This window comes from Bacillus sp. AK031 (genome assembly GCF_053903065.1).
The window spans coordinates 3,818,696-3,840,283 of record NZ_CP096424.1; the positions used below are offsets into that span (position 1 = coordinate 3,818,696).

At 43.0% G+C, this 21,588-nt stretch carries 20 protein-coding genes; 5 read left to right on the forward strand and 15 right to left on the reverse strand.

What is annotated here, in order from left to right:
• Nucleotides 1–153: 153 nt before the first annotated feature.
• Nucleotides 154–1,005, reverse strand: coding sequence for a DegV family protein (locus tag M1E09_RS19480; protein ID WP_456272478.1), 852 nt, complete (start codon nt 1,003–1,005; stop codon nt 154–156).
• A gap of 67 nt (nt 1,006–1,072) precedes the next feature.
• A complete protein-coding gene (locus tag M1E09_RS19485) occupies nt 1,073–1,339 on the reverse strand; it encodes a hypothetical protein (protein ID WP_456272479.1) in 267 nt (88 codons plus the stop codon).
• Nucleotides 1,340–1,540: 201 nt separating this feature from the next.
• Between M1E09_RS19485 and M1E09_RS19490 the strand changes: the two genes are divergently transcribed.
• The 3 genes from M1E09_RS19490 (at nt 1,541) to M1E09_RS19500 (ending at nt 5,107) form a co-directional block, all read left to right on the forward strand.
• Complete coding sequence (locus M1E09_RS19490) at nt 1,541–2,641, forward strand: Fe(3+) ABC transporter substrate-binding protein (protein ID WP_456272480.1); 1,101 nt, start codon at nt 1,541–1,543, stop codon at nt 2,639–2,641.
• A 193-nt stretch (nt 2,642–2,834) separates the two neighbouring features.
• Nucleotides 2,835–4,421: an ABC transporter permease gene (locus M1E09_RS19495; RefSeq protein WP_456275038.1), complete on the forward strand. Its 1,587-nt coding sequence runs from the start codon at nt 2,835–2,837 to the stop codon at nt 4,419–4,421.
• On the forward strand, nt 4,421–5,107 hold the full coding sequence (locus tag M1E09_RS19500; RefSeq protein ID WP_456272481.1) for an ABC transporter ATP-binding protein: 687 nt from the start codon (nt 4,421–4,423) through the stop codon (nt 5,105–5,107). Before M1E09_RS19495 ends, M1E09_RS19500 begins: the two co-directional genes overlap by 1 nt.
• Nucleotides 5,108–5,658: 551 nt before the next feature.
• Here M1E09_RS19500 and M1E09_RS19505 read toward each other — a convergent pair.
• A complete protein-coding gene (locus M1E09_RS19505; RefSeq protein ID WP_456272482.1) occupies nt 5,659–7,455 on the reverse strand; it encodes a YhgE/Pip domain-containing protein in 1,797 nt (598 codons plus the stop codon).
• Nucleotides 7,452–9,509 (reverse strand): efflux RND transporter permease subunit, encoded by a 2,058-nt coding sequence (locus M1E09_RS19510; RefSeq protein WP_456272483.1) that lies wholly within the window; start codon nt 9,507–9,509, stop codon nt 7,452–7,454. The genes M1E09_RS19505 and M1E09_RS19510 overlap by 4 nt, the downstream gene beginning before the upstream one ends.
• 165 nt (nt 9,510–9,674) lie before the next feature.
• On the opposite strand from M1E09_RS19510, the gene M1E09_RS19515 reads away from it, so the two are divergent.
• Nucleotides 9,675–10,241 (forward strand): TetR/AcrR family transcriptional regulator, encoded by a 567-nt coding sequence (locus M1E09_RS19515; protein ID WP_456272484.1) that lies wholly within the window; start codon nt 9,675–9,677, stop codon nt 10,239–10,241.
• 468 nt (nt 10,242–10,709) lie between these two features.
• Here the strand turns inward: M1E09_RS19515 and M1E09_RS19520 are convergent, their stop codons facing one another.
• The 6 genes from M1E09_RS19520 to M1E09_RS19545 all read right to left on the reverse strand — a co-directional run bounded on the left by M1E09_RS19520 (nt 10,710) and on the right by M1E09_RS19545 (nt 15,535).
• Nucleotides 10,710–11,036 (reverse strand): hypothetical protein, encoded by a 327-nt coding sequence (locus tag M1E09_RS19520; protein WP_456272485.1) that lies wholly within the window; start codon nt 11,034–11,036, stop codon nt 10,710–10,712.
• A gap of 479 nt (nt 11,037–11,515) precedes the next feature.
• Nucleotides 11,516–11,767 (reverse strand): zinc-ribbon domain containing protein, encoded by a 252-nt coding sequence (locus tag M1E09_RS19525; RefSeq protein WP_456272486.1) that lies wholly within the window; start codon nt 11,765–11,767, stop codon nt 11,516–11,518.
• On the reverse strand, nt 11,764–12,258 hold the full coding sequence (locus M1E09_RS19530; protein WP_456272487.1) for an RQC-minor-1 family DNA-binding protein: 495 nt from the start codon (nt 12,256–12,258) through the stop codon (nt 11,764–11,766). Before M1E09_RS19530 ends, M1E09_RS19525 begins: the two co-directional genes overlap by 4 nt.
• A complete protein-coding gene (locus M1E09_RS19535) occupies nt 12,258–12,536 on the reverse strand; it encodes a hypothetical protein (RefSeq protein WP_456272488.1) in 279 nt (92 codons plus the stop codon). Before M1E09_RS19535 ends, M1E09_RS19530 begins: the two co-directional genes overlap by 1 nt.
• A 5-nt stretch (nt 12,537–12,541) precedes the next feature.
• Nucleotides 12,542–14,206 (reverse strand): SWIM zinc finger family protein, encoded by a 1,665-nt coding sequence (locus M1E09_RS19540; RefSeq protein ID WP_456272489.1) that lies wholly within the window; start codon nt 14,204–14,206, stop codon nt 12,542–12,544.
• A 72-nt stretch (nt 14,207–14,278) separates the two neighbouring features.
• Nucleotides 14,279–15,535 (reverse strand): IS1096 element passenger TnpR family protein, encoded by a 1,257-nt coding sequence (locus M1E09_RS19545; protein ID WP_456272490.1) that lies wholly within the window; start codon nt 15,533–15,535, stop codon nt 14,279–14,281.
• Between the two features lie 631 nt (nt 15,536–16,166).
• On the opposite strand from M1E09_RS19545, the gene M1E09_RS19550 reads away from it, so the two are divergent.
• Complete coding sequence (locus M1E09_RS19550) at nt 16,167–16,748, forward strand: hypothetical protein (protein ID WP_456272491.1); 582 nt, start codon at nt 16,167–16,169, stop codon at nt 16,746–16,748.
• A gap of 234 nt (nt 16,749–16,982) precedes the next feature.
• Here M1E09_RS19550 and M1E09_RS19555 read toward each other — a convergent pair whose 3' ends face one another.
• The 5 genes from M1E09_RS19555 to M1E09_RS19575 all read right to left on the reverse strand — a co-directional run bounded on the left by M1E09_RS19555 (nt 16,983) and on the right by M1E09_RS19575 (nt 21,405).
• Nucleotides 16,983–17,567, reverse strand: a complete 585-nt coding sequence (locus M1E09_RS19555) for a nitroreductase family protein (protein WP_456272492.1) — start codon at nt 17,565–17,567, stop codon at nt 16,983–16,985.
• Nucleotides 17,568–17,680: 113 nt separating this feature from the next.
• On the reverse strand, nt 17,681–18,691 hold the full coding sequence (locus tag M1E09_RS19560; RefSeq protein ID WP_456272493.1) for a siderophore ABC transporter substrate-binding protein: 1,011 nt from the start codon (nt 18,689–18,691) through the stop codon (nt 17,681–17,683).
• A gap of 65 nt (nt 18,692–18,756) precedes the next feature.
• The gene (locus M1E09_RS19565; RefSeq protein ID WP_456272494.1) at nt 18,757–19,515 is read right to left on the reverse strand and encodes an iron ABC transporter ATP-binding protein; all 759 of its coding nucleotides are present in this window, start codon (nt 19,513–19,515) and stop codon (nt 18,757–18,759) included.
• Nucleotides 19,509–20,462 carry an iron chelate uptake ABC transporter family permease subunit gene (locus M1E09_RS19570; protein WP_456272495.1) on the reverse strand — a complete coding sequence of 318 codons (954 nt, stop codon included), beginning with the start codon at nt 20,460–20,462 and terminating at the stop codon, nt 19,509–19,511. Before M1E09_RS19570 ends, M1E09_RS19565 begins: the two co-directional genes overlap by 7 nt.
• The gene (locus M1E09_RS19575; RefSeq protein WP_456272496.1) at nt 20,452–21,405 is read right to left on the reverse strand and encodes an ABC transporter permease; all 954 of its coding nucleotides are present in this window, start codon (nt 21,403–21,405) and stop codon (nt 20,452–20,454) included. Before M1E09_RS19575 ends, M1E09_RS19570 begins: the two co-directional genes overlap by 11 nt.
• Nucleotides 21,406–21,588: the final 183 nt, after the last annotated feature.

Consider the following 21,588-nt stretch of genomic DNA (forward strand, 5'->3'; position numbering starts at 1 on the left):
ATACAAAAAGAGCATAATTATTGGCATAAACACCGCTAAATCAAGAAAAAACAAGTGACAAATTCGATGCGAATTGTCACTCATTTTGATGTGCATTTTTTAGTTGTGTACTCCAAAACCGAACCCGTTATGCGTACCTTGCCCTTTATCCTTTTAATTCTCCAAACCAGCTATCCCGAATCCGCCTGGTCCGGAATGAGTCGAAATCATCCCTCCCGCTTGTATCCATTTTACGTTGTGGAACCCTGCTTCTTTGGCGATTTCATCCATTCTCTGCTTGGTGCCTTCATCGAGTCCGATTGAATAAATTAAATAAAGCTGCCCTCTGTCGATGTTGAATTCATTCAAGTAGTCCCTCATGAGTTTTTCTGCCACTCCGCTCATCTTTCCGCGATATTTCTTCGTGGAAACAAGCTTGCCATCAATTAATTCTATGCATGGCTTTATTTTTAACAGAGCCCCCACAAGGGAAGCCATATTGCTTACACGCCCTCCTGCTCTTAGGAACTCCAGACTGCCTGGAACGAATGCGAGCCTTGACTTAGGCACCATCGATTCTATTTTTTCTACTAATTGAGACGGATTTATTTCTGGTTCGTTCTCCAGCATTTGCGCCGCATATATCACCACCGCCGCTAACCCGCCTGTAACGTTCAATGCGTCAATCAGGAAAAGGTCTTCGAAATCTTCGGAGGCAATGACCGCGTTTTGAAAGGAAGAAGAGGCTCTCGATGTATAGCCTATATGGATAATGACGCAATCAGGGAAATCTGCTTTTATCCTCGTAAAGAACTCATGATACTCATGGATATTGGTGGCGGTTGTAGAGGGTATTTTTTTCGTGCGGCCATAATAGTCATAGATATCTTCAACCGGCAATGAACCATCCAAGTAATCCTTCCCATCCATGATGATGTGCATCGGCACGACTTGGACATTGTACTTTTCGGCTAAATCAGCTGGTACATCAGCACCGCTTTCGGTCGATAAAATGATCCTCGGCATTCCATTTTCCCCCTTTATATGATTGAACCTGACAACGGTGTCCTTGTTTCTCTTTGATGATCTATCTCTAACTACACATGAGAATGGAGCGCCATGTAGTCAGTTCGTTTAAACCGGCCACTCTCTTGAACGGGTATCTGCTTGTTGAGACAGGGGGCGGTTGTGTCGTTTTTTGTCGTTTGGCCGATAAATTGCTCATTTTCGCTGATAAATTCATTTTTCCGCCGATAAACTTCGAAAAAGCGCCGATAAATCCTTCAAAAATGCCGATAAAAAAATTCTCCGGCCTTACAGGAAGCGTTACCCGATTAGGAGCACCCGTTAATCGACGCACCCCCATTCCGTACAAAAATCTCGAAATAAGAACTTTTCTACTTATGTAAGCAGTACCATTTTCCTATTTTACGAACAAACTAGTGATTTATTTATAAAATGTTAATTTTTTTCACCAGATTCCCATTGACCTGAGAATGATTTTCATTTATAAATAAGAATGAGAATCATATTCAATTAAAAAACATCCAGGGGTGAAGGTATGAAGAAAAAATCATTATGGACTTCCCTGTTGGCGCTATTGCTGGTTTTTGGCGTTATGGCAGGCTGTTCCAACACTAACGCAGGGAATGAAGCAGCAAACAACACAGGAAATGAAGGTACTAACAACGAACAAGAAGAGGCAGATGCGGGCGAGGTTAATGTGTATACTGCCCGCCATTATGATACGGACGATGCCATCTACAAGCAGTTTGAAGAAGAAACAGGCATCAAAGTCAATGTCATCAAAGGGGAAGGCGATGAATTGATGGAGCGCCTAAAGCGTGAAGGTGAAGCGACAGAAGGCGATGTATTCATCACTGCAGATGCAGGTAACTTACATAAAGCGAAGGAAGCTGGCCTTTTACAAAGTATTGAAAGTGAAACTGTGAATAATAACATCGATGAGAACCTTCGTGATACAGATAATCAGTGGGTGGCTCTAACACAGCGCGGCCGTGTCATTGTGTATTCAAAGGACCGTGTCGACCCTTCTGAACTATCAACCTATGAAGATCTGACAAATGAAAAGTGGAAAGGCAAAGTCCTGATCCGCTCTTCTGAAAACATTTACAACCAGTCTCTTTTAGCTTCATTCATTGAACTGCATGGAGCAGACAAAGCAAAAGAATGGGCTGCTGGAATCGTAGAAAACATGGCCAGAGACCCTAAAGGCGGAGATACGGACCAGGTGAAAGCCATCGTTGCCGGTGAAGGCGATGTTGCAATTGCCAACACGTATTATGTCGGCAGACTCCTTAACTCTTCCGATCCTGAAGAAGTGAAAGTCGCTGAACAAGTTAGCGTGTTCTTCCCGAACCAAGATACGACTGGCACACACTTCAACATCTCTGGAGCAGGCTTGCTGAAGCATGCGAAGAACAACGAAAATGCCATTAAATTCATTGAATACATGACAGATGCGGAAGCACAGGGTGCATTTGCTGAAGGCAACAATGAGTATCCGGCAAACGCGGATGTGGAAGCTTCTGAAACACTGCAGGCATGGGGAGATTACACGAAACAAGATATCCCGATGGCCGTTCTTGGAGAAAATAATGCCGATGCTGTAAAACTTTTCAACGAAGTTGGTTGGAAATAATTAATCTTGTTAAAAAATGGCCGTATCAATTAATTATTGATACGGCCATAGGTATAATTTCCGTGTTACAATCAAAAAGGTATGAAACGTTTATCCATTTACTATAATTCAAGTTTTATAGATAGAGGAAGTGCATCCATTGAAACTTATACGTGATATTAAAAGACAATCAAATAGCTGGGCAATACTAAGCATGTTGTTCTTTATTGTCCTTGCTCTGCCTGTTTTTTCAATGGGGGTGCACTTTTTCTCTGAACCTAACGAAAACTGGTATCATATCAAAGAATATTTGCTGGGAAACTATATCCATAATACGCTGGTGCTGATCCTCTTCACTGGTGTGTTTTCAGTGTTGATCGGGTTAAGCATTGCCTGGTTCGTGTCCGTTTACGACTTCCCTTTCAGAAGGTTTTTTAAATGGGCCTTGATCCTGCCACTGGCCATTCCACCGTATATCGGTGCTTACACGTACAATGGGATGCTCAATTATACGGGCATCATCCAGACGACCTTGCGGAACTCCTTCGGTATGGAAGTGAATCAAAAGTATTTTGATATTATGACGATGCAGGGAGCCATCTTCATTTTCACTATCTTCCTGTATCCCTATGTTTATATCATTACAAGGGCCTTCCTTGAAAATCAATCTTCTGCACTGATCGAAAATGCGAGATTGTTAGGAAGCGGTTCCTTTGAAGTGTTTTTCCGGATCATTCTCCCTCTCTCCAGGACAGCTATTGTTGGCGGCGTAAGCCTGGTGATCCTTGAGGTTCTGAACGACTACGGGGTGGTGAAGTTCTTTGGCATCCAGACCTTCAGCACAGCCATCTTCCAGGCATGGTTCGGCATGGCAGATATCGATTCCGCCATCAAGCTAGCCGGTATTTTGATGTCCATCGTCCTTTTGCTGCTCATCCTGGAAAAAGTTCTGCGTGGACGGAAGAAATTCAGTTATTCGACCTCAAAGGTGAAGCCGATTCAGCCTGCAAGACTGCCTAAGTGGAAAGGCTGGCTGATGTTCAGTTATGTCATGCTGGTATTTTCCGCTGGTTTTCTCATCCCGTTTTTACAGCTGGCCGAGTGGTTGTTCATGACCTTTGAGTTAATTGCCAGTGAAGAATTTCTTGGACTGATTTGGAACTCCGTATCCGTTGCTTTTACAGCGGCCGCGGCCATCACTTTCATTGCCGTCATTATCGCCAATTTCAGCAGGCTTCATGAGGGGATTATTCCTAAGTTTCTTTCAAAAACGACCCTGATCGGCTACTCCATACCAGGGGCAGTCATCGCAATCGGCGTATTAACCTTATTCCTTGAGCTCGATAAAGTGCAAAGGTTTCTCTATGACCTTATGGGACAGCAGCCATCCGTCATTCTAAGCTTGAGTATTGCCATGCTGATCTTTGCTTATATCATCCGCTTTCTTGCAATCGGATATAATTCAATTGAAGCTGGCTTCGATAAAGTCGGGCGCAGCTTTACGGAAGCTTCCAGGCTTCTGGGGATGAATATGACCCAGTCCTTTTTCAAGGTCGACTTCAAAATGGTCAAAGGAGCGATATTCGGCGGGTTCATTCTTGTCTTTGTCGAAGTGTTGAAGGAGCTGCCCTTAACCCTGATCCTTCAGCCGTTCAACTTTTACACCCTGGCCACCAAAGCTTTTCAATACGCAGGGGATGAAATGGTCCATGAGGCTGCACTTGCCTCCGTTCTCATCATCTTGATCAGCGGGGCATCAATCTATGTTTTTCACAGTATCTTAGAAAAGGAGACTAACTAATGTTTGTTCAATTAAAGAATATCGATTTCCGTTACCCTAACTCTAAGGAACTTGCTCTCAATGGTATTTCTTTCTCAATTGAAAAAGGTGAGTTCATCTCCATTCTTGGAAAAAGCGGAAGCGGGAAAAGTACGATCCTGCGCCTGATTGCCGGACTTGAGGTGCCGGTGAACGGTTCCATCCTCATCAATGAGCAGGTAATGGCGAGCAGCACCCAGTTTGTTCAGCCGGAGAAACGCGGAGTAGGATTCGTCTTTCAGGATTATGCCCTTTTCCCTCATATGAACGTCGCCAATAATGTTAAATACGGCCTCAGGAAAATGAGCAGAAAAGAGAAGGACCTCCGCTTGAAGGAAGTATTGGAACTGGTCGGACTGGCCGACTATGCGAAACGTTATCCCTACGAACTCAGCGGAGGCCAGCAGCAACGGGTTGCCCTGGCAAGAGCGATAGCGCCGAATCCTTCTTTGATTCTGTTTGATGAGCCTTTTAGCAACCTGGATGCCGACCTGCAGATTCAAATCAGAAGCGACTTGCGGGAAATCATCAAAAAGGCAGGAATCACCTCAATCTTTGTGACACATGACAAGTCTGACGCCAGGGCGCTTGCCGACCGCATCATCATCATGGAAGACGGCCAAGTGAAGCAATCCGGATCTGCCTGTGAGCTTGTGGCGATGAATTGATATATGAACGGAGCCAGCCTGCGGATGGGCTGGTTTTTTATTTTCGGGGAGGGTGGTGACTGTCACTACCCGGTTTTTGTTGGTTTTTGTCGACACGCCAAAAAGGACAAGCGCCATACTTGTCCTTCAGCTTCTAGTCCCTTTGAAATTTGAGAAAAATAAGGGGAGAAATTCCTCTTATTTAAGAAAAAGCACGAAAATCAACTAAAATAAGCGGAGAAATTCCCCTTATTCTCTTAAAAAGAGGATCAAATGGTTCACTTGCCTGTGCTTAAGGGGAAAAATTCCCCTTATTTAGCCTGAATCGTGTTCTATTCCACAGCTTAACGGTAAAATTTCCCCTTATTTTAGATAGGATTATTCATGTCCTTTACAGGGCATGCCTCCTGCTACAATGAAATGAAATGATAGGGAAACCTGCTTATCCTCATGAAGGGAGAATTTTTAATACCATACTATAAAAGCTCTCTGGAATCCCTGGCATAGCCGGGGGTTTTTAGAACCATGAAATAAAAAGCAGGGAACCTATCACTGGCTCCCTGCTTTCCTGGTTATTTGAACAAATCCATCAACAATTCCCAGAACCCTTTCTCTTTTTCAGGTTCTGCTTTTTTCTCTTCCTGCTCTTCCATCTCAATGCTTTCCGTCTTGATGACGAATTGAACGGAAGAAACATTATCATTCTCCGTGGAAACAAATGATACCGGTTCGAAATCCGACTTGTCGTACTCCGAAATCATCTTATCGATTTCCGCTTGCATTTGATTCGGCAGGTCTTTGGTTTCTTCGTATAATTCGCTGGTTCCGTCGTGAAGTTCACCGACACCGTTTTCGAGCTCTGTTGTTCCACCTGTCAGTTCCACTATGCCTGAATGCAGCTTGCTATAGGAAGATGATAGCTGACTTACTCCATCCGTGTAGCTGACTAACCCGGAATGGAATTCGTTGTAATTGGCCGACAAACCGGCTAAGCCTTTTTGCAAATCACTGAGACCACTTAAGTCCATCTCAGCAAGAGAGGATGAAAGGTTGCTAGCCGTTGCTTTCAACTCCCCGCTCATGTCGCTTACCGATGTACTGATTCGTGTAAGGGATTGTTCAACATTGGTAAAAACTTTCTTTTGCTCAGCATAGGTTTCTCTTACGTTTTGTGCAGCATTATGGGACTTCTCCAGTTTGTCAATGACACTGGCATCGCCCCCGCTCTCACGCAGCCCAGCGATCTCTTCTTTTGAGACTTGGGTCGCAGGGATTGCCCCAATAGCTCCATCCAAAGCAGCAAAGGCTTGTGTGAAATCCGCTTCCTGAGCCGATAATTCTGCCGCTGCTTCTGTCAGGCGGTCTGCTAAGTTTGTCAAGCTTGCAGGCAGTTCAGCCAGGCTGGATAAGTCCACGTCAGACGACTGTCCGGATAGTGATTGATTGATATTTTTGAGTGCGTCACGAATCGAACTGGATCCACTGGCAATTCCAGCAGACGAGCCGCCCAGTTTGTTTATGCCAGTATTATATTCAGCAGATCCATTCCGAAGGCCCTCAGCACCGCTGTTCAATTCCTTGATTCCAGTCTCCAGCTCCGCCACACCAGCATTCAATTCCTTGATCCCGTTCGACAATTCCGCCATGTCTTCTGTCATGCTTTTCGTTTCCGATGTATCAATCGGAAGAGTCGATGGCACTGCTGAAAGCTGTACTCCCTGGAATTCAAAATCTTCGACGTTTGCCTCTACGCTCAAGTTTTCCTCTTGGCCGGGCATGACGGTAAACGTGATCTGTTTGTTCTTCCCTGCATTTGCAATCATTCCACCGGAGGCTTCAATGCCCTGATACGTATTCGGAAGCGTCAGTGATACTTGCAGCAGATAGTTTTCGTAGAATACGGAATCCGCCTCTTCGTTCTCTTTTATATCAACAGAGATTTCCAGGTGGCCGTTTTTCCCTGCCATTTCCTCAGGCTTCACTTCCTTGCCATCAAGCAGGTAGGAAACCTTCACATCCCAAGGAAGTTCTGTGTTTTCATCCATGTTGCCCTGGTAAAAAAATTTACCTTCCGGGGCTTCCATTTCAATTTTTTGGCCCTCTTGTTCGATTTCCGACAGGTCCGTCAGGTTTTTAACGCTGATGTATTTCCCGTAATCAAGGATCTCTCCAGCCTTCGCCACATCAAGGGTATTTACGACATAGATATTATCCAGACCGCCACCCGCGTTCAAGGTTGCATACACCACTTCATCTTTTGAAGTGACTTTGCCTTCCGTTGCCGCCTGGGCAGGATGACTAAGAAATGAAGGCAAGACGAGCATGGCAGCGAGAGCAGTATAGCGTAATTGTTTTTTTCTCATCATCATTTCTCCTCATAGTAATTTGCTTTATAGGTTGTTTTTTTAATCAATTTATCGAATACCAGTAACATTGCCGGCAGAGCGAACAGCACCATGATGAACGCGAGCAGCGCCCCTCTCCCCATCAACAGGCCGATGGAGCCGACAATCGGATTGGATGATGTAATCCATAAAATGAAACCGACACCGGATAAAATGGCTGCCGAAATCGAGATGGAGAACGTCTTTTCATCCAACGTTTTCACAATTGCTTTACGTGCAGGCATCTCTTTCCGGAAGTGGTTATATGATTCTGTGAAAAGAATCGCGTAATCCACCGTCGCGGCAAGCTGTACGGTACTGACGATCAAATACCCGACAAACACGAGCGATGTATTTGTGAAGTAAGGAATCGACAGGTTGATCCATACGGCTGCTTCTATCGTAATCAACAGGATAATCGGGATTGTAATCGACCTGAAGCTGAGCAGCAGGACGATCGCAATCGTCACAACCGTCAATACAGTGACGACGACATTGTCCTTATTGACTGTGTTTTTTATATCATAAAGCGTAACACTTTCTCCTAGAGCAAGTGCCTCATCACCATAGTAATCCTGGGCGGCACTTTCTACATTTTCCACAATCTCGAAGGGAATCTCCCCTTCTGTCGCCTGATTAGTATTGATAACGATCCGGCTGTAATTCTCTGAGTAAAACTCCTTAGTGATCGATTCATCGAGGTATTCAGGTGGAATTTCCGCTCCGACCTGGTTCGCATATGCGATCACCCCGGTCACATAATCGATTGCTTCAATATCATCAACAAGCTCCGCCTCCTTCGCTGCATCTCCTCTAGGGACCAGCAGAACGATTGGCGTGGTCTCACCAAACGCCTCATTGATGATTTTCGCATCACTTCCAACCCTCGTATCTTCAGGCTGCGTGCCCGTTCCATAGATGAACGAAGTATTGCTCTGTGCCAAAAACGCAGGAATGAGAACCGCAAAAATGAGAATCAGGCTTGGGAATTTCAGCTTCATCACTTTATTGCCGATCCCTTTGAAACTCGGCACAAAGCTTTTATGCTTGGTTTTATCCATCCATTTATAAAAATAAAGAGTCAATGCGGGCAGGAATACCATGACACTGATGAAGCTGAGGATAATCCCTTTTACCAGGTTCAAGCCAAGGTCGGAACCAATTTCAAACTTCATGAACGTAAGAGCGATAAATCCAAAGAATGTCGTGGCCGCACTCGCCGTGATGGCCGGGAATGACTTCTTCATCGCCAGCTCCATCGCTTCTTCTGGATTATTCGTTGTCTTCCGGTAATCGGAAAAACTGTGCAGCAGGAACACGGCGTAATCCAGTGAAACCGCCAGCTGCAAAATAGGGGCGACCGACTGTGTCACGAAGGAAACTTCACCTATGAAAATGTTTGTTCCTAAGTTGATCAGGACCGAAACCCCGATGGCTGTCAGGAAAAACACCGGTTCTATCCAAGAAGTTGTTGAAACGACCAGGATCAAGATAATGAGCGGCACCAGCAGCATTGCAGCATACATGGATTCCGAACCAGCCATCTGCTGCGAATTAGCCGTATTGATGGCTTCTCCTGCCAGCGCACCTTCTTCACCGATGATTTCATAGATGGCATCGGTAATTCGTACCTCATCACCTGAACGGACACTTATTGAAAACAGCGCACTGCCGTCTTTATAATAGTTTTCAACCGTCTCTTCATCGGCCATTTCCAACGGCTTTTTCAAATCAACCATATCATCGAGCCACATGACACTGGACACGCCGTCAATGGCTTCTAATTGCTCCTTATATCCAAGAGCTTCCTGTATAGTGACATCAGGGACCATAACCCGCGTATCCGGCACATCCCCCGTAAATTCCTCTTCCATGATGTCCATCGCCTGAGTCGATTGGGCATCTTCCGGTAAATAATCGACCATATTGTAATTGACCGATACAAAAAACTGCGCGGCTGTTGAGAGTACCGTAATAAGGACGAAGGCAATCAAAACAGCTTTTTTATGTTTTATGATACGTGATGCAATATTTATCATTTTTCATCCTCTCTTGTGTCTTTCCGATTTTCACTTTATCATTATATTAAACACCGTGTTGGATATTCAACAAACAGTTGCGTATATAATGTACAGTACACAACAGATGTTAAAGTTATGTTGGATAACTTTGTGAAAATATTGTGAAGGAAAGGATTATGGACGATGAGTTCAAAAATGGACCGAAGAAAACAATACACCCGGATGGTTTTAAAAGACAGCTTATTGGAGCTCCTGCAAAAGAAATCCATTTCAAGCATTACCATCAAGGAGATCTGCGAGATGGCGGATATCAACCGCTCCACCTATTATGCCCATTACGCAAACCAATACGAGCTGCTCAATGCAATCGAAGAAGAGTTCATCGAGGACTTAGTCCGGACGCTCACTCAATATAATTTTTCAAAAGAAGATGACTCCCTGCAGATGACCGAAAAATTCTTTGAATACATCGCTGACAATAGTGAGGTATGCCAAACCCTCTTAAGTGAGAATACCGATATCCACTTTCAGAAAAAGGGCATGATGATCACTCAGCAATTCATCTTCAAGGACTGGATCGCCGACATGAAAATGGACGAAGAAACCTATGAATACATCAACCTCTTTATCGTCAGCGGCAGCATCTATGTAACGAAGAATTGGCTGGAGAATGGGCAGAACAAAACGCCTAAGGAGATGGCGGAGATCCTCCATCAATTTATTAATAAAGGATTGTCGAATATGCGTTAGGGATGAAAGGTGTTTCGGTTTGTGCTAACTGACAGCTTGGTTTTGAGCCTGGCTCATTTCCGCCTTTCTGAGCCTGGCTCAATTCCACCCTTCTGTGCCTGGCTCAATTCCACCCTTCTGAGCCTGGCTCAATTCCACCCTTCTGTGCCTGGCTCAATTCCACCCTTCTGTGCCTGGCTCAATTCCACCCTTCTGAGCCTGGCTCAACCCAATCGTGCGGAGGCTCTCAATAGCTGTTCCATACAAAAAAGGCAGCTTAAGAATCCAGCTGCCTTCTTTCAGAAAAACCACGATAGTACTACAGTTGATGAAATTTCATAGCAAGTTTGGGTACTGCACTATTTTCAGTGGGGGGTTGCGCTATTTTAAATAAGATAGGTGTCTTTCTGAAGCTTAGAAGTGTGATAGTGGGTGAGGGTAAAAAGAGTTGATTTCTAGAGCAGGGACATCCTGGAGAGCCAAAAAGCTCTAGCAAAATATGACTTCTACTCTCCCTTCTTTTTGTGCTGTTTTTAAACAATTAATGATGAAACCATTTATTTGTTTTCCATCCCAATTCACGGTTCCGCTTTTTGATTGAGTAGATTTCCCGTATATTTTTTTCCAGGCAGTTAAAGCCTTTTCCAGTTGGAGCGGTGAATAGGTCAAACTATTTCCTGATCCACTGACTCCTGCATTATAGTGATGTGCTTCAAGTAAACTATACAGAACAAACGCATTGGAGTTACTCATACTGAAACGTGCATAAGCAACTTCTTCTCCTGCCAAATTGCGCCCTAGCATTTCATGGCTCATGAACCATCCTCCTTCAAGTTATGAAATTTTTTAATAGAGAAAAGATAATAGGTTATCAGCTTCGTTATCACCCCTTTCAGGCCTTAAACAACATTCATTGAAACAGCATGGAAGATTAGAAGGATTAGAGAGTAATAAAAGATTCAGTAAGAGGATATAAGGGATTGGTTTATCTAGTACTTGATTTCACGGGTAAAATGAGGGAATAACAGGTGAAAGACAGAGGAAAAATATGGGCGTTGGTATTATTTTTGCATAATTCAATAAACTTGTCATCAACTATAACTCGACAAATTTCGACTTTCCCTTAAAAAGCAGGCTCAATAAACACAAGCGGGACGAGCTGCCTGTGATCTGCCCGTCCCTTACTGCTTCATTTTTCACCTGGCCTGTGGGTTCGAATCCTATACAATAATAATTTTGTCTCTTCTTCACAAATTTGATATGCTCCTAACCGTGCATTTATTCTTCCTGCCTTATCAAAACGAATACTCATCACGGCATTCCTTACATCTCTTTGGAAGTGTAAACCCTTTCTGTTTATAAAATTGCTGTTCTCCGACAGAAAAATTAAATCGTTCTCCGCATTCAAAGCATTTTAAGAGATAGTCATACGGGGCTGAACCCATTAATGCTTCATTAATCCTGTTTTGTCGTTCTTTGACCGCCGATTCATCGACTGGTTCTTCAGATTCCAACACCCTGATCACCTTACGAATCTCAGCTCTCATTTTTTATACTCAATCTCTGCCCAAAGTTTTAAGTAAGGGATAAATTCCTGATTATCGAACTCCTTGATCTTTTCCAGCATTAAAAGCATCATCTGCCGGTTCCGGTCTTTTAAATAGGACATGTCCGGATTCTCACTTCCCTCCCTGATCCAATTCCGCCATTCGGAAATTAGTTCATCAACATATTGATCGGATTCAATCAACCAGCCCCTCTCCGTATAAACGATCATCGGGAGTTTTCCAAAATACTCGATGTCCAAGAAGTCATGGTCTATCATCCAGTCTATTTTTCCCGCTACAGATTCCGGTTTTTCCGATTTGAAATATCCATAACCTGGAGTCTTGTCCAGCTCCAGCTCCAACAGCTTTTTCTCTTTTGAACCTTTTAATATTTTCGCGAGGAGTGTCCTGCCTCCTTGGGCAATGATCGGGTCGGCCGCCCTCAAGATTACTTTGACTTCTTCTGCGGATAGTTGATTTTGATTAGTCATTAGAATGGGAGATCCTCCTCGTAAATTGGTGTTCTAGGGCGAGCTGCTGCTTTTCCTGAAGCACGCTCCGGCTGCAGCACCTTTCCGAACTTTTTCTCATAAAGCTCCCTGACCCATTCTTTCACAGGCATTTTCCATTGTTGTTTAGGTAATGGGATGTTCTTTATCAAACTCTTTGGTTTCATTCCCAGCGCTTTCGCCATTCGTATATCTGCTTCGTTCATCCGGCAGCGCTTTTTTGCATCGGCCCATGCATCCCCGTCCTTCTTTTTGGCCATTGAAATCAATCCTTAGCTATCTTTCCTAATTCATCTAAAAAGGCAGGCTTTTTCTTATATAATTCCTTTAGTTCATCGATTACTTTCTGTTGTTTCAGTTTCCCTGCAATCTGTTTATACCGGTTTATTTTGCGGCCTATTTCCCGGTAGCTGCTTCGATTCGATGAAGTTTTTGCTTCTTTGAATAGATAGTTCCTATAGATCTCGATTACTTCATCTTGAAAATTATCTTCCAGCCGCTCAGCATATTTTTCGATGTATCCCGGATTTTCCCTGACGAATTCCAACAAGGCTTCCACATCATTTTCTTCTTCTATTAATTGAAGTAAAATCCGATCAGTGTACCATCCTCTGTTGTTTATAATCTCCTGTTTAAGATTTGTATAGAATTCTCCGCTGTTCTCTTCTGCCAGCTCTTTCAAGTCTTGATAATAATGAAAGTCCCCATTCATCAGTAATTCCTTTGCGAGTAATTCTTGTTCTTTTTTTAACGAAAGAGATTTATAGGCTGTATAACGGTACTTCTTCCATCGCGATACAAGACCAGGATATTTCTGGTCCGTCACTTCTCCCTCTATAGCAGCTTCCAGGACTTTTTGGTAATTCTGCTCCTGGAGATACTTATCCAACAATCTTTCTCTAAAGGATGAGAAGTCCAGGTGACTCTCGATGAACTGCAGCGCTTCTTCCTTCGATCCGTACTGATCAATTAACTCATACTGCAATTGGAGCAGGTTTTCCTTCATATAGTTTTCGCCTGGTTCTTTTTCTAACAGGGACTGGAGTTTACTACTTAACTGTTCTCTCAACATCTCATCTTCTGAGAACACCAAACAGATTCTCAGCAGGTCAATCCTGAAGTTTTCCCAGCCGTCAAAAACTTCACTACCGGCAAAAGCAAGTAGTTTCATAAAAACTTCTTCACTGCCGCCATCCTCATTGGCTTTCAATGCAATCCCCTCTATCGTATCAAGGGTCACACTGACAAGACCGCCGATATCTCCACCAGAGTCATCTGCATATTGGAACGAATAGACTGCTTCCTCAAGAAGGAGTAAAGAAATATCCACTGCCAGGTTTGGATCGGCTGTTTCCCTTGCCTTTTCGAGTACCGTTTCCAACTCACTCATAAAACGCGAGGTTTCCCGATAAGGAATGAATGAATTCCTCCCCGTATATTTCCTCACAATTCCATCAATCAGTTTTTGGCATGACTCCAGCTCTTGTTCACTGTCACTATGAGAATACTTCATCATTAAACTGTTTTCGATGATTCCATCTGTGTTGGTTATATCGATGATAATCTGGATCAATTCGTCTTTTGACAGATTACTTAACACGCCCTGGATTGTTGGATTTTCTTCTATCTTCTTCACTACTTTGCCGTTCCCTGAATCCTCATTCAGAATTTCATACAGTTGAAAATAGGCCGCAGCTTCGTGTTTACAAATCGGTCCATAGTCATAAGGACAATCACATTGAGAATCAATGATCTCTCCATCCTCATCAAGTTTAACTTCTACTTCATAATTATGGGTTCCTTCAATAATAAAATGGTACTCATTGCCGCTCTTGCTAATGGCTTCAGCAATATTTCCCTCCATGTAATAGTCACGACCTCTGGCAAGGATCTTCTTATTCACTGTTTTTTTAAAATTACTAAGGTTCATCTGCCTGACCTCACAATACATTTTTCTACCATATTATCCTCTGGCCCTATTTATCACAGCTGCCATTCATATTTAGTCTGGAACCTCAGCGGATTTCTGTTTCATTAATGGTTCTTCAACCTCTTCTCCTTCAGTGACATCCTGTAATTGAATACGGAACTCCCACTCATCCATGAAGTCATATAAATAGAGAAACGTTTGCCCTTCTTGGAGATCCAGACTGCCGATCTGCGCTTCATGGACATAGGGACCTATGGTATCCGTTGGAGCATTATAGAAATGCTTGCCGAACTTTTTCCCATCCATATAGAAAGCATACAAATGGTCATCATATAATTCAAAACCATTTTGAATAGAATCATGCAAGTCCAATAGTGTATGAGAACTGGAGAGTATCAGAGTTATCCAGTCAGAAGGACCCTCACTCACTTTGAAAAGATAATTTCCATTCTTAAAGACCGGCTGCTTCTTTTTTAAAGTCGTTCTTAATTCTTTTTCTGAAAAAAACGGGCTTAATAAGGTGACAAGCGATTCTTCAGCCTCTTCCTTTTCCTCTTCTGCTTCTTCCATATCGCTTGGGACACCCAACAGTTCTTCCAGTTGAGCAAAAGCTTGCTCCTGCCGGGGGTCTGAGTACATTTCCCAAGTGTCACTTAATACATGCTGGATTATTTTGAAGAATGGTGTTAATTCAATAGTTTTAGCGAAAGTGCGCTCATTTGTTTTTTCCTCATCTATCGTAAATGTCCAAAATCCAAAATAACTAAAATAGTGGAAAAAGGGACCATACTCCCTCACATAATTATTTATATCCGTATAATGTTTTAGCTTAATGACTTCATTGGCAGGAAATCGCTCTAATTCTTCAAACAAAAGATCCACTGCAAGCGGCGCTTTCCCCCACTTCTCGCCTTGAAGCTCATCCCAATCTGCTTCCATCCAGAATGCCTCAAGCAATGAGAGATACTGCTCAGTAGCTGTCAGCCCCATAAATGTATCAATCCGTTCTGTTTGAATTACAGCAGATGCTGTAGACTGAGTACGATGGACTTTAATGAAATCAAGAACAATTGAAAGTTCGTAAAACAAATGAAGAATAGGATAGCCGGTCTGTGTGGCGTTATCGGGAACCTCTCTTTTGTCAATATTCATTTGAGAATAGAGGTATAACAAATCTTTTTTTGTAAAATAAGCGTTTGTTTTTGTTAACTTAATTTTGTGTGTCGATATGTAGTTTAAGTACATTCTAAAGTCTTCGATTATGCGAGAAGGACAGTCAGGAGTAACCAGTATTCTGTTGTTTTCATTGTATGATTTAGGGTCTATCACATGGATTCTCCTTCCAGAATATTATTTACCGTATTATGACCTCGGCTAGTATGCCGGCCCCTTAAATAAAAAATTGAAAGTTTTTCGTCCTGTTTTAGGCTCTTTTCGTAAACTTTCTTGCTATTTAGTACGAATTACAAAAGATAAAACTATAATTCACAAGAAAATCCCCTGGTAAGCAGGAAAGAAAAGAGCTGCTCTCCTTGTTCATAAGAAAATCTTTGTAAACAGGGGAAAAATCCGGCTCTTGGGATTTTTCCAAAAGCAACAATTTATACTAAAACAGCCTTTAATTAAATTTCTGCAAGAACATTCCATCAAATGTATCTATCATTCTTTCTATAATTCCGGAATGCCAAACCTTAAAATCACTGATGTTTACCCAACATAATAGCATTAATCCCCTTTTTCTTTCTACCTGACAGATTAGAAGTGTATACAAAACCTTTCTGTTAATCCGTGACTCTTACTCTCCAGGTACAGAGGGACCTGGACGCCGTTTCAGGGAAAAACCAACCAGGTGATTGGTCCTATTTGCAGGAAATATTCCCCCTTAACTAGAAAAGATACAGCAGAGAGTCCTTGGGATGTTTTCACCCCAAAACTAAATAGATAGGAGATTAATCAGTGTATGTACAGAGCAAGTATGTTGATGGTCCTTTTGCTGCTGTTAAGCGGCTGCCGCATAGAGTTGAATTTAGACGAAGGGCGTTCTTCCGGGACAGTCGCCCAATCCACTCAATCCAATGCCGGAGGGACGAATATCCAGGAGGATGAACCTTTAAGTGTGTACCTTAATGGAGATGTTGAATACAATGAAACCGAAATCACCCTGATATTGCATACGGAATTACAGAAGGGAACGCTATTAAACGTTATTTTAAGAGAGTATTCAAAGGACGCCTCCTTAAAGGGAATTGCTGATGGAAGTGTGGATCCTGTTGAGGCTCCTGTTTATGAAGGGACAATAGAAGCGGAGACAAAAGACATTACCTTACCGATAAAGCGGGAGGAAGATAAAGTGTATACCTTATCGGTTGAATTCAAGCCTGAGATCCAGCCTGATTCGCTGAAAGAAGTCTACGGCGAACGCGGGGAAAACATCGTGATTGCTTCAAACATCCATAAATATGAACATGAGGGCCAAACAATGATCGGAGTCAAAGCATCTTCTTATATTGGATACCCGCCAGGATGGGGATATCTTGAATAGCAGAGGCTGGACAGTATGAATAAGTGGAAAAGCTGAAGATCCCTCAAGGTCTTCAGCTTTTGTATGTGCCATTCTCGCTGGGAATAGCCCTTTTTTTCGAGAGACATTTCGCTTTCGGTCCATCCCCTCTCTGAATAGACGATTTCTTCGGTCGACACTGGGAGGGTACCCCGAAACTGGAATGGGAGCAAAAAATAGCACGTGCATAACCCTTCAGTGCATGCGCTGTTCACATCAAACTTCAAGGGCTTCCGGCTTATTCGAACGAGTGACCATTTCCACTTTCTCTTCAATCGAAGTTCTTGGCCTGGCTTCAGGCACTTTCTCCGGATACCCGGTATGAATAAGCCCGACAATTTTTTCACCCGGCTTCACGCCAACCTGCTCTCTGAAGTATGGGGAGTGAATGAACGGATTTGTCTTCCAAATGGTGCCGATGCCTTTTTCCCATGAGGCCAACTGGAAGTTTTGGATGAAAGCACAGACAGCGGCATAGTCTTCTTCCCATTCTTTTTGGCGTGGATCTTCATTCATGATCACAAGTAAGTGCACCGGGATATTCATAATCATATCCTGAATCATTTCCGGTGTTTTCTTTTTGCCGCCTTTGACCGGATTATTGATGATAGCTTCGGCAAGCTGCTCGCGGCCTTCTTCCATAAAAAGAACAAATCTCCACGGCTCCCGGAGACCATGATTCGGAGCCCATGCAGCCGTGTTTAATAATTCAAATAAAACGTCTTTCGGAATGGCATCGCCCTTAAAGCGTTTAATGGACCTGCGTTCTTTGATGATCTCACTGATACTCAGATTCGTCATGGCTATTATCTCCCCTTTATTTTAGTTGGTGTTGAAATAGGATAAAACGAATGCCCATCATGAATGGGCACCCGCATCAGCATTATGTTACTTTAAAAGAACATTCAATGATCTTACTGCTCAAGACCAGCCTTCACTTCATCCACTTGCTGGGCAACAGATGTCAAACCGCCGCCGGAAAGGTACCAAACTGTCGGGTCTAAGTAGATCATTTTCCCTTCTTTAGCAGCATTCGTTTTATTGACAAGATCATTATTGAATACTTCACTTGCTTTTGCGTCTTCACCTACAGCCTGGTCGCGGTCGATGATGAACAGGTAGTCAGGGTTCTTCTCTTTAATGTATTCGAATGTTACGTTCATTCCGTGGGTGGAAGCCTCGATGTTTTCATCCGCTTGCTTTACACCAAAGACATCATGAACGATTCCGAACCTTGAACCAGCACCATAAGCGCTTAGTTTACCGCCAGTTGTTAACGTTAACAAAGCTTTTTTATCATCTGCTTTTGTCATTTCCTGAAGTTCTGCAATTTTGTCATTGATAGCTGTAAGTTCTTCTGCAGCCGCATCTTCCTTGCCGAAGATTTCACCTAATAGTTCAACATTATGAGTGAACGACTCCATGTAATTCGCATTATCGACACCAATGAATACAGTAGGGGCGATTTTGTTCAACTCTTCGTAAGCAGCCGATTGTCTGCCGGAGATCAGGATCAATTCCGGCTCCATGCCGTAGATAGTTTCAAAGTCAGGCTCTTTCAGGCTTCCGACGTTTTCATACTTGCCATCTTCATATTTTGATAGATAACCAGGCAGTGAGCTCCCTTTTGCAACACCTGCTACTTCAACTCCCAGCTTATCCAATGTATCCAATGCACCGAAATCAAACACAACGACATTCTTAGGATTTTTCGTTACGACTGCTTCGCCAAGTTCGTGCTTCACTGTGATTTCCACTGGCTCTTCTGCTTCTTCTTCAGTTGAATCAGTTGACGCTGTTGCTGACTCCGTAGCTGTTTCTACACTTTCTGTATCACCGGATGCTTCCTCGTTCGTTCCGCAAGCTGCAAGGACAAACATCAGCATTGCTGCCATTACTAATAGACCCAGAAGATTTTTCTTCATGTATACCACTCCTTGAAATATGTTTTTTAAAATATGTGTAAATTATTTTTAAAATAATTTAAGACCTAAGTAAAATAGACACAGATACGGTTGCCGTTGATTTCCTCGATGTGAAACTCCATTCCAAATACTTCTTTCAAAACCTCATTCGTAATGATGTCTTCGGTTTTGCCTTCCCTGATGACCTTGCCGTATTTCAGGGCGACAATATAATCGGAATAGCAGGAGGCAAAATTGATGTCATGGATGACGATGACAATCGTTTTTCCAAGTTCGTCACTCATTTTCCGCAGCGCTTTCATGATCTGGACCGAGTGTTTCATGTCCAGGTTATTAAGCGGCTCATCCAGGAGGATATATTCTGTATTCTGGGCGACAACCATCGCGATATAAGCTCTCTGCAGCTGCCCTCCACTCAATTCATCGATGAATTTTTCCTGCAATTCTTCTAATTCCATATAGCGGATCGCTTCATCAACATATTTCTCATCCTCTTTTCTCAACCTTCCTTGTGAATACGGAAAACGTCCAAAGCTCACCAATTCTCGTATCGTAATCCGGACACTCACATTGTTGGACTGTTTCAGGATGGAAATTGTCTTGGCGAGATCATTGCTTTTATAAGAAGTAATCTCTTTACCCTCCAGCAGGACAGCGCCTTCATTCCTCGGAATCAATCTTGCCACTATGGACAGCAGCGTACTTTTTCCGGCGCCATTTGAACCGATGAAAGAAGTGATCTTCCCTTTTTGGATATTGACGGAGACATCTTCAACTACTTTCTTATTGCCATACAGCTTCGATACATTTTTCACTTCTACCATGATCTATTCTCCTTTAGCAGCAGATAAATAAAGTACACTCCACCTGTAAAGTTAATGATGACACTGACGGTTGTAGAGAAGGTGAATACTCTTTCCACAATGAGCTGCCCTCCGACCAAGGCCGTGATGCTGATTAATATCGAACCGGTGATCAGGACGGAATGCCGGTATGTTTTTAAAAATTCATGAGCGACGTTGACGACAAGCAGGCCTAAGAATGTAATCGGCCCAACCAGTGCTGTTGAAATTGCCACAAGGATCGCAATGACAATGAGCAGGCGCTGGACAACATAGTCATACGGAACCCCCAGGTTTACCGCTTGATCCCTGCCGAGTGAAAGGACATCCAAATACTTAATGAACCTGAAGAAATACAGTGTCACAAGAATCAACAGAATAACGGAAACCCACAACAAGTCTGTATTCACATTGTTAAAACTCGCAAACATCGAATCTTGTACGACCAGGAATTCATTGGGATCGATGAGTAACTGCATAAAGGACGAAATACTTCCAAAGAAGGTCCCCATGATAATCCCGATCAATAGAAGGAAGTAAATGTTCCTGCCTTCCTTTTTCAAGAAGATGAACCTGAACAAGATCAGTGCGAATATGACCATCAATCCTACAGACAAAAGATAGTGATGCTGCTTGCTCATCATGGCCAGCGTGGCGCCGCCGAAGAAAAATACAATGAACGTCTGGATCAGCATATACAGTGAATCCAGCCCGATTAAGCTCGGAGTCAGGATCCTGTTGTTCGTAATTGTTTGAAACACGACGGTGGAAAATGCAATGCAGCTTCCCGTCAGGATGATCGCGAATATTTTGATTCCTCTTTTCGGGAGGACGTATTCCCAGTGCTCTCCAATATCCCAAAATACGAATACAGCTGACAGTACGATGGATAAGACTGCGAGAATGATCAGTTTTGTTTTATAACCCATGCGCTCTTCTCCTTATCAGTAAATAAAGGAAAATTCCGCTTCCGATGACCCCTACAGTCAATCCGATCGACACTTCGTAAGGGAAGATGATAATCCGTCCGAAAATGTCACAGACCAATACGAACACAGCACCAAGAAGCGCGGTATGATGCAAACTCTTTTTCAAATGATCTCCTTGATAAATCGTAACGATGTTCGGGATGATCAAACCTAAGAACGGCAGCGATCCAACTGTAAGCATGACGCAAGAAGATACGAGAGCAACAATGATCAATCCAATATTCACTACCTGTTTAAAGTTAAGTCCCAGATTAGTAGCAAAATCCTCACCCATTCCTGCGATGGTAAAGCGGTTGGCAAATATGTAAGCAAGAATGACGGCGGGTATGCTGATGTATAAAAGTTCGTACCTCCCTTTGATAATCATTGAAAAATCACCATGCAGCCATGAGCCGATACTTTGGATGAGGTTATACTTGTAGGCAAAGAATGTCGTGATCGAGCCAACAATATTCCCAAACATCAAGCCCACCAATGGAATGAAGATGGCATCCTTAAACTTGATCCTGTCTAGTATTCTCATAAAAATAAACGTACCAAGCAAAGCGAAAATGAATGCGACTGCCATCTTTTCAAGCATGCCCGCTGCCGGGAATAAAATTAAAGCAACCAAGATCCCGAGCCTGGCTGAATCCATCGTTCCGGCTGTTGTCGGGGAAACGAATTTGTTTCTGCTGAGCTGCTGCATGATCAACCCGACAATGCTCATCGCCATCCCAGCTATCAGGATGCTGACGAGCCTTGGTATACGGCTGATAAGCAAAATTTCAATCTGGTCTTCACTTAAATGAAAGATATCCAATGGCGACACACTGGAAACCCCTACAAAAAGTGAAGTAATGGATAAGAGCACTAACAAAATCACTAAATAGATCAGCTTCATAACCTTTACTTCCCCACCACTATGACTTCTTGTTGACCTTATTGTTAATGATAATCATTATCAATATAGCTTAAAAAAAAGAGTGAGAACCTCTCACTGCCATTACTTGTTTAAACAAGTATCATTAACACTTCTAAATGATAACAATTATCATTATCGTTTGTCAATAAGTAAATGGAAAAT

Coding starts and splice junctions, on each gene's coding strand:
- M1E09_RS19480 (WP_456272478.1), bottom strand. CDS start 1,005: ATGCCGAGGATCATTTTATCGACCGAAAGCGGTGCTGATGTACCAGCT.
- M1E09_RS19490 (WP_456272480.1), top strand. CDS start 1,541: ATGAAGAAAAAATCATTATGGACTTCCCTGTTGGCGCTATTGCTGGTT.
- M1E09_RS19495 (WP_456275038.1), top strand. CDS start 2,835: ATGTTGTTCTTTATTGTCCTTGCTCTGCCTGTTTTTTCAATGGGGGTG.
- M1E09_RS19500 (WP_456272481.1), top strand. CDS start 4,421: ATGTTTGTTCAATTAAAGAATATCGATTTCCGTTACCCTAACTCTAAG.
- M1E09_RS19505 (WP_456272482.1), bottom strand. CDS start 7,455: ATGATGATGAGAAAAAAACAATTACGCTATACTGCTCTCGCTGCCATG.
- M1E09_RS19510 (WP_456272483.1), bottom strand. CDS start 9,509: ATGATAAATATTGCATCACGTATCATAAAACATAAAAAAGCTGTTTTG.
- M1E09_RS19515 (WP_456272484.1), top strand. CDS start 9,675: ATGAGTTCAAAAATGGACCGAAGAAAACAATACACCCGGATGGTTTTA.
- M1E09_RS19520 (WP_456272485.1), bottom strand. CDS start 11,036: ATGAGCCATGAAATGCTAGGGCGCAATTTGGCAGGAGAAGAAGTTGCT.
- M1E09_RS19525 (WP_456272486.1), bottom strand. CDS start 11,767: ATGAGAGCTGAGATTCGTAAGGTGATCAGGGTGTTGGAATCTGAAGAA.
- M1E09_RS19530 (WP_456272487.1), bottom strand. CDS start 12,258: ATGACTAATCAAAATCAACTATCCGCAGAAGAAGTCAAAGTAATCTTG.
- M1E09_RS19535 (WP_456272488.1), bottom strand. CDS start 12,536: ATGGCCAAAAAGAAGGACGGGGATGCATGGGCCGATGCAAAAAAGCGC.
- M1E09_RS19540 (WP_456272489.1), bottom strand. CDS start 14,206: ATGAACCTTAGTAATTTTAAAAAAACAGTGAATAAGAAGATCCTTGCC.
- M1E09_RS19550 (WP_456272491.1), top strand. CDS start 16,167: ATGTACAGAGCAAGTATGTTGATGGTCCTTTTGCTGCTGTTAAGCGGC.
- M1E09_RS19555 (WP_456272492.1), bottom strand. CDS start 17,567: ATGACGAATCTGAGTATCAGTGAGATCATCAAAGAACGCAGGTCCATT.
- M1E09_RS19560 (WP_456272493.1), bottom strand. CDS start 18,691: ATGAAGAAAAATCTTCTGGGTCTATTAGTAATGGCAGCAATGCTGATG.
- M1E09_RS19565 (WP_456272494.1), bottom strand. CDS start 19,515: ATGGTAGAAGTGAAAAATGTATCGAAGCTGTATGGCAATAAGAAAGTA.
- M1E09_RS19570 (WP_456272495.1), bottom strand. CDS start 20,462: ATGGGTTATAAAACAAAACTGATCATTCTCGCAGTCTTATCCATCGTA.
- M1E09_RS19575 (WP_456272496.1), bottom strand. CDS start 21,405: ATGAAGCTGATCTATTTAGTGATTTTGTTAGTGCTCTTATCCATTACT.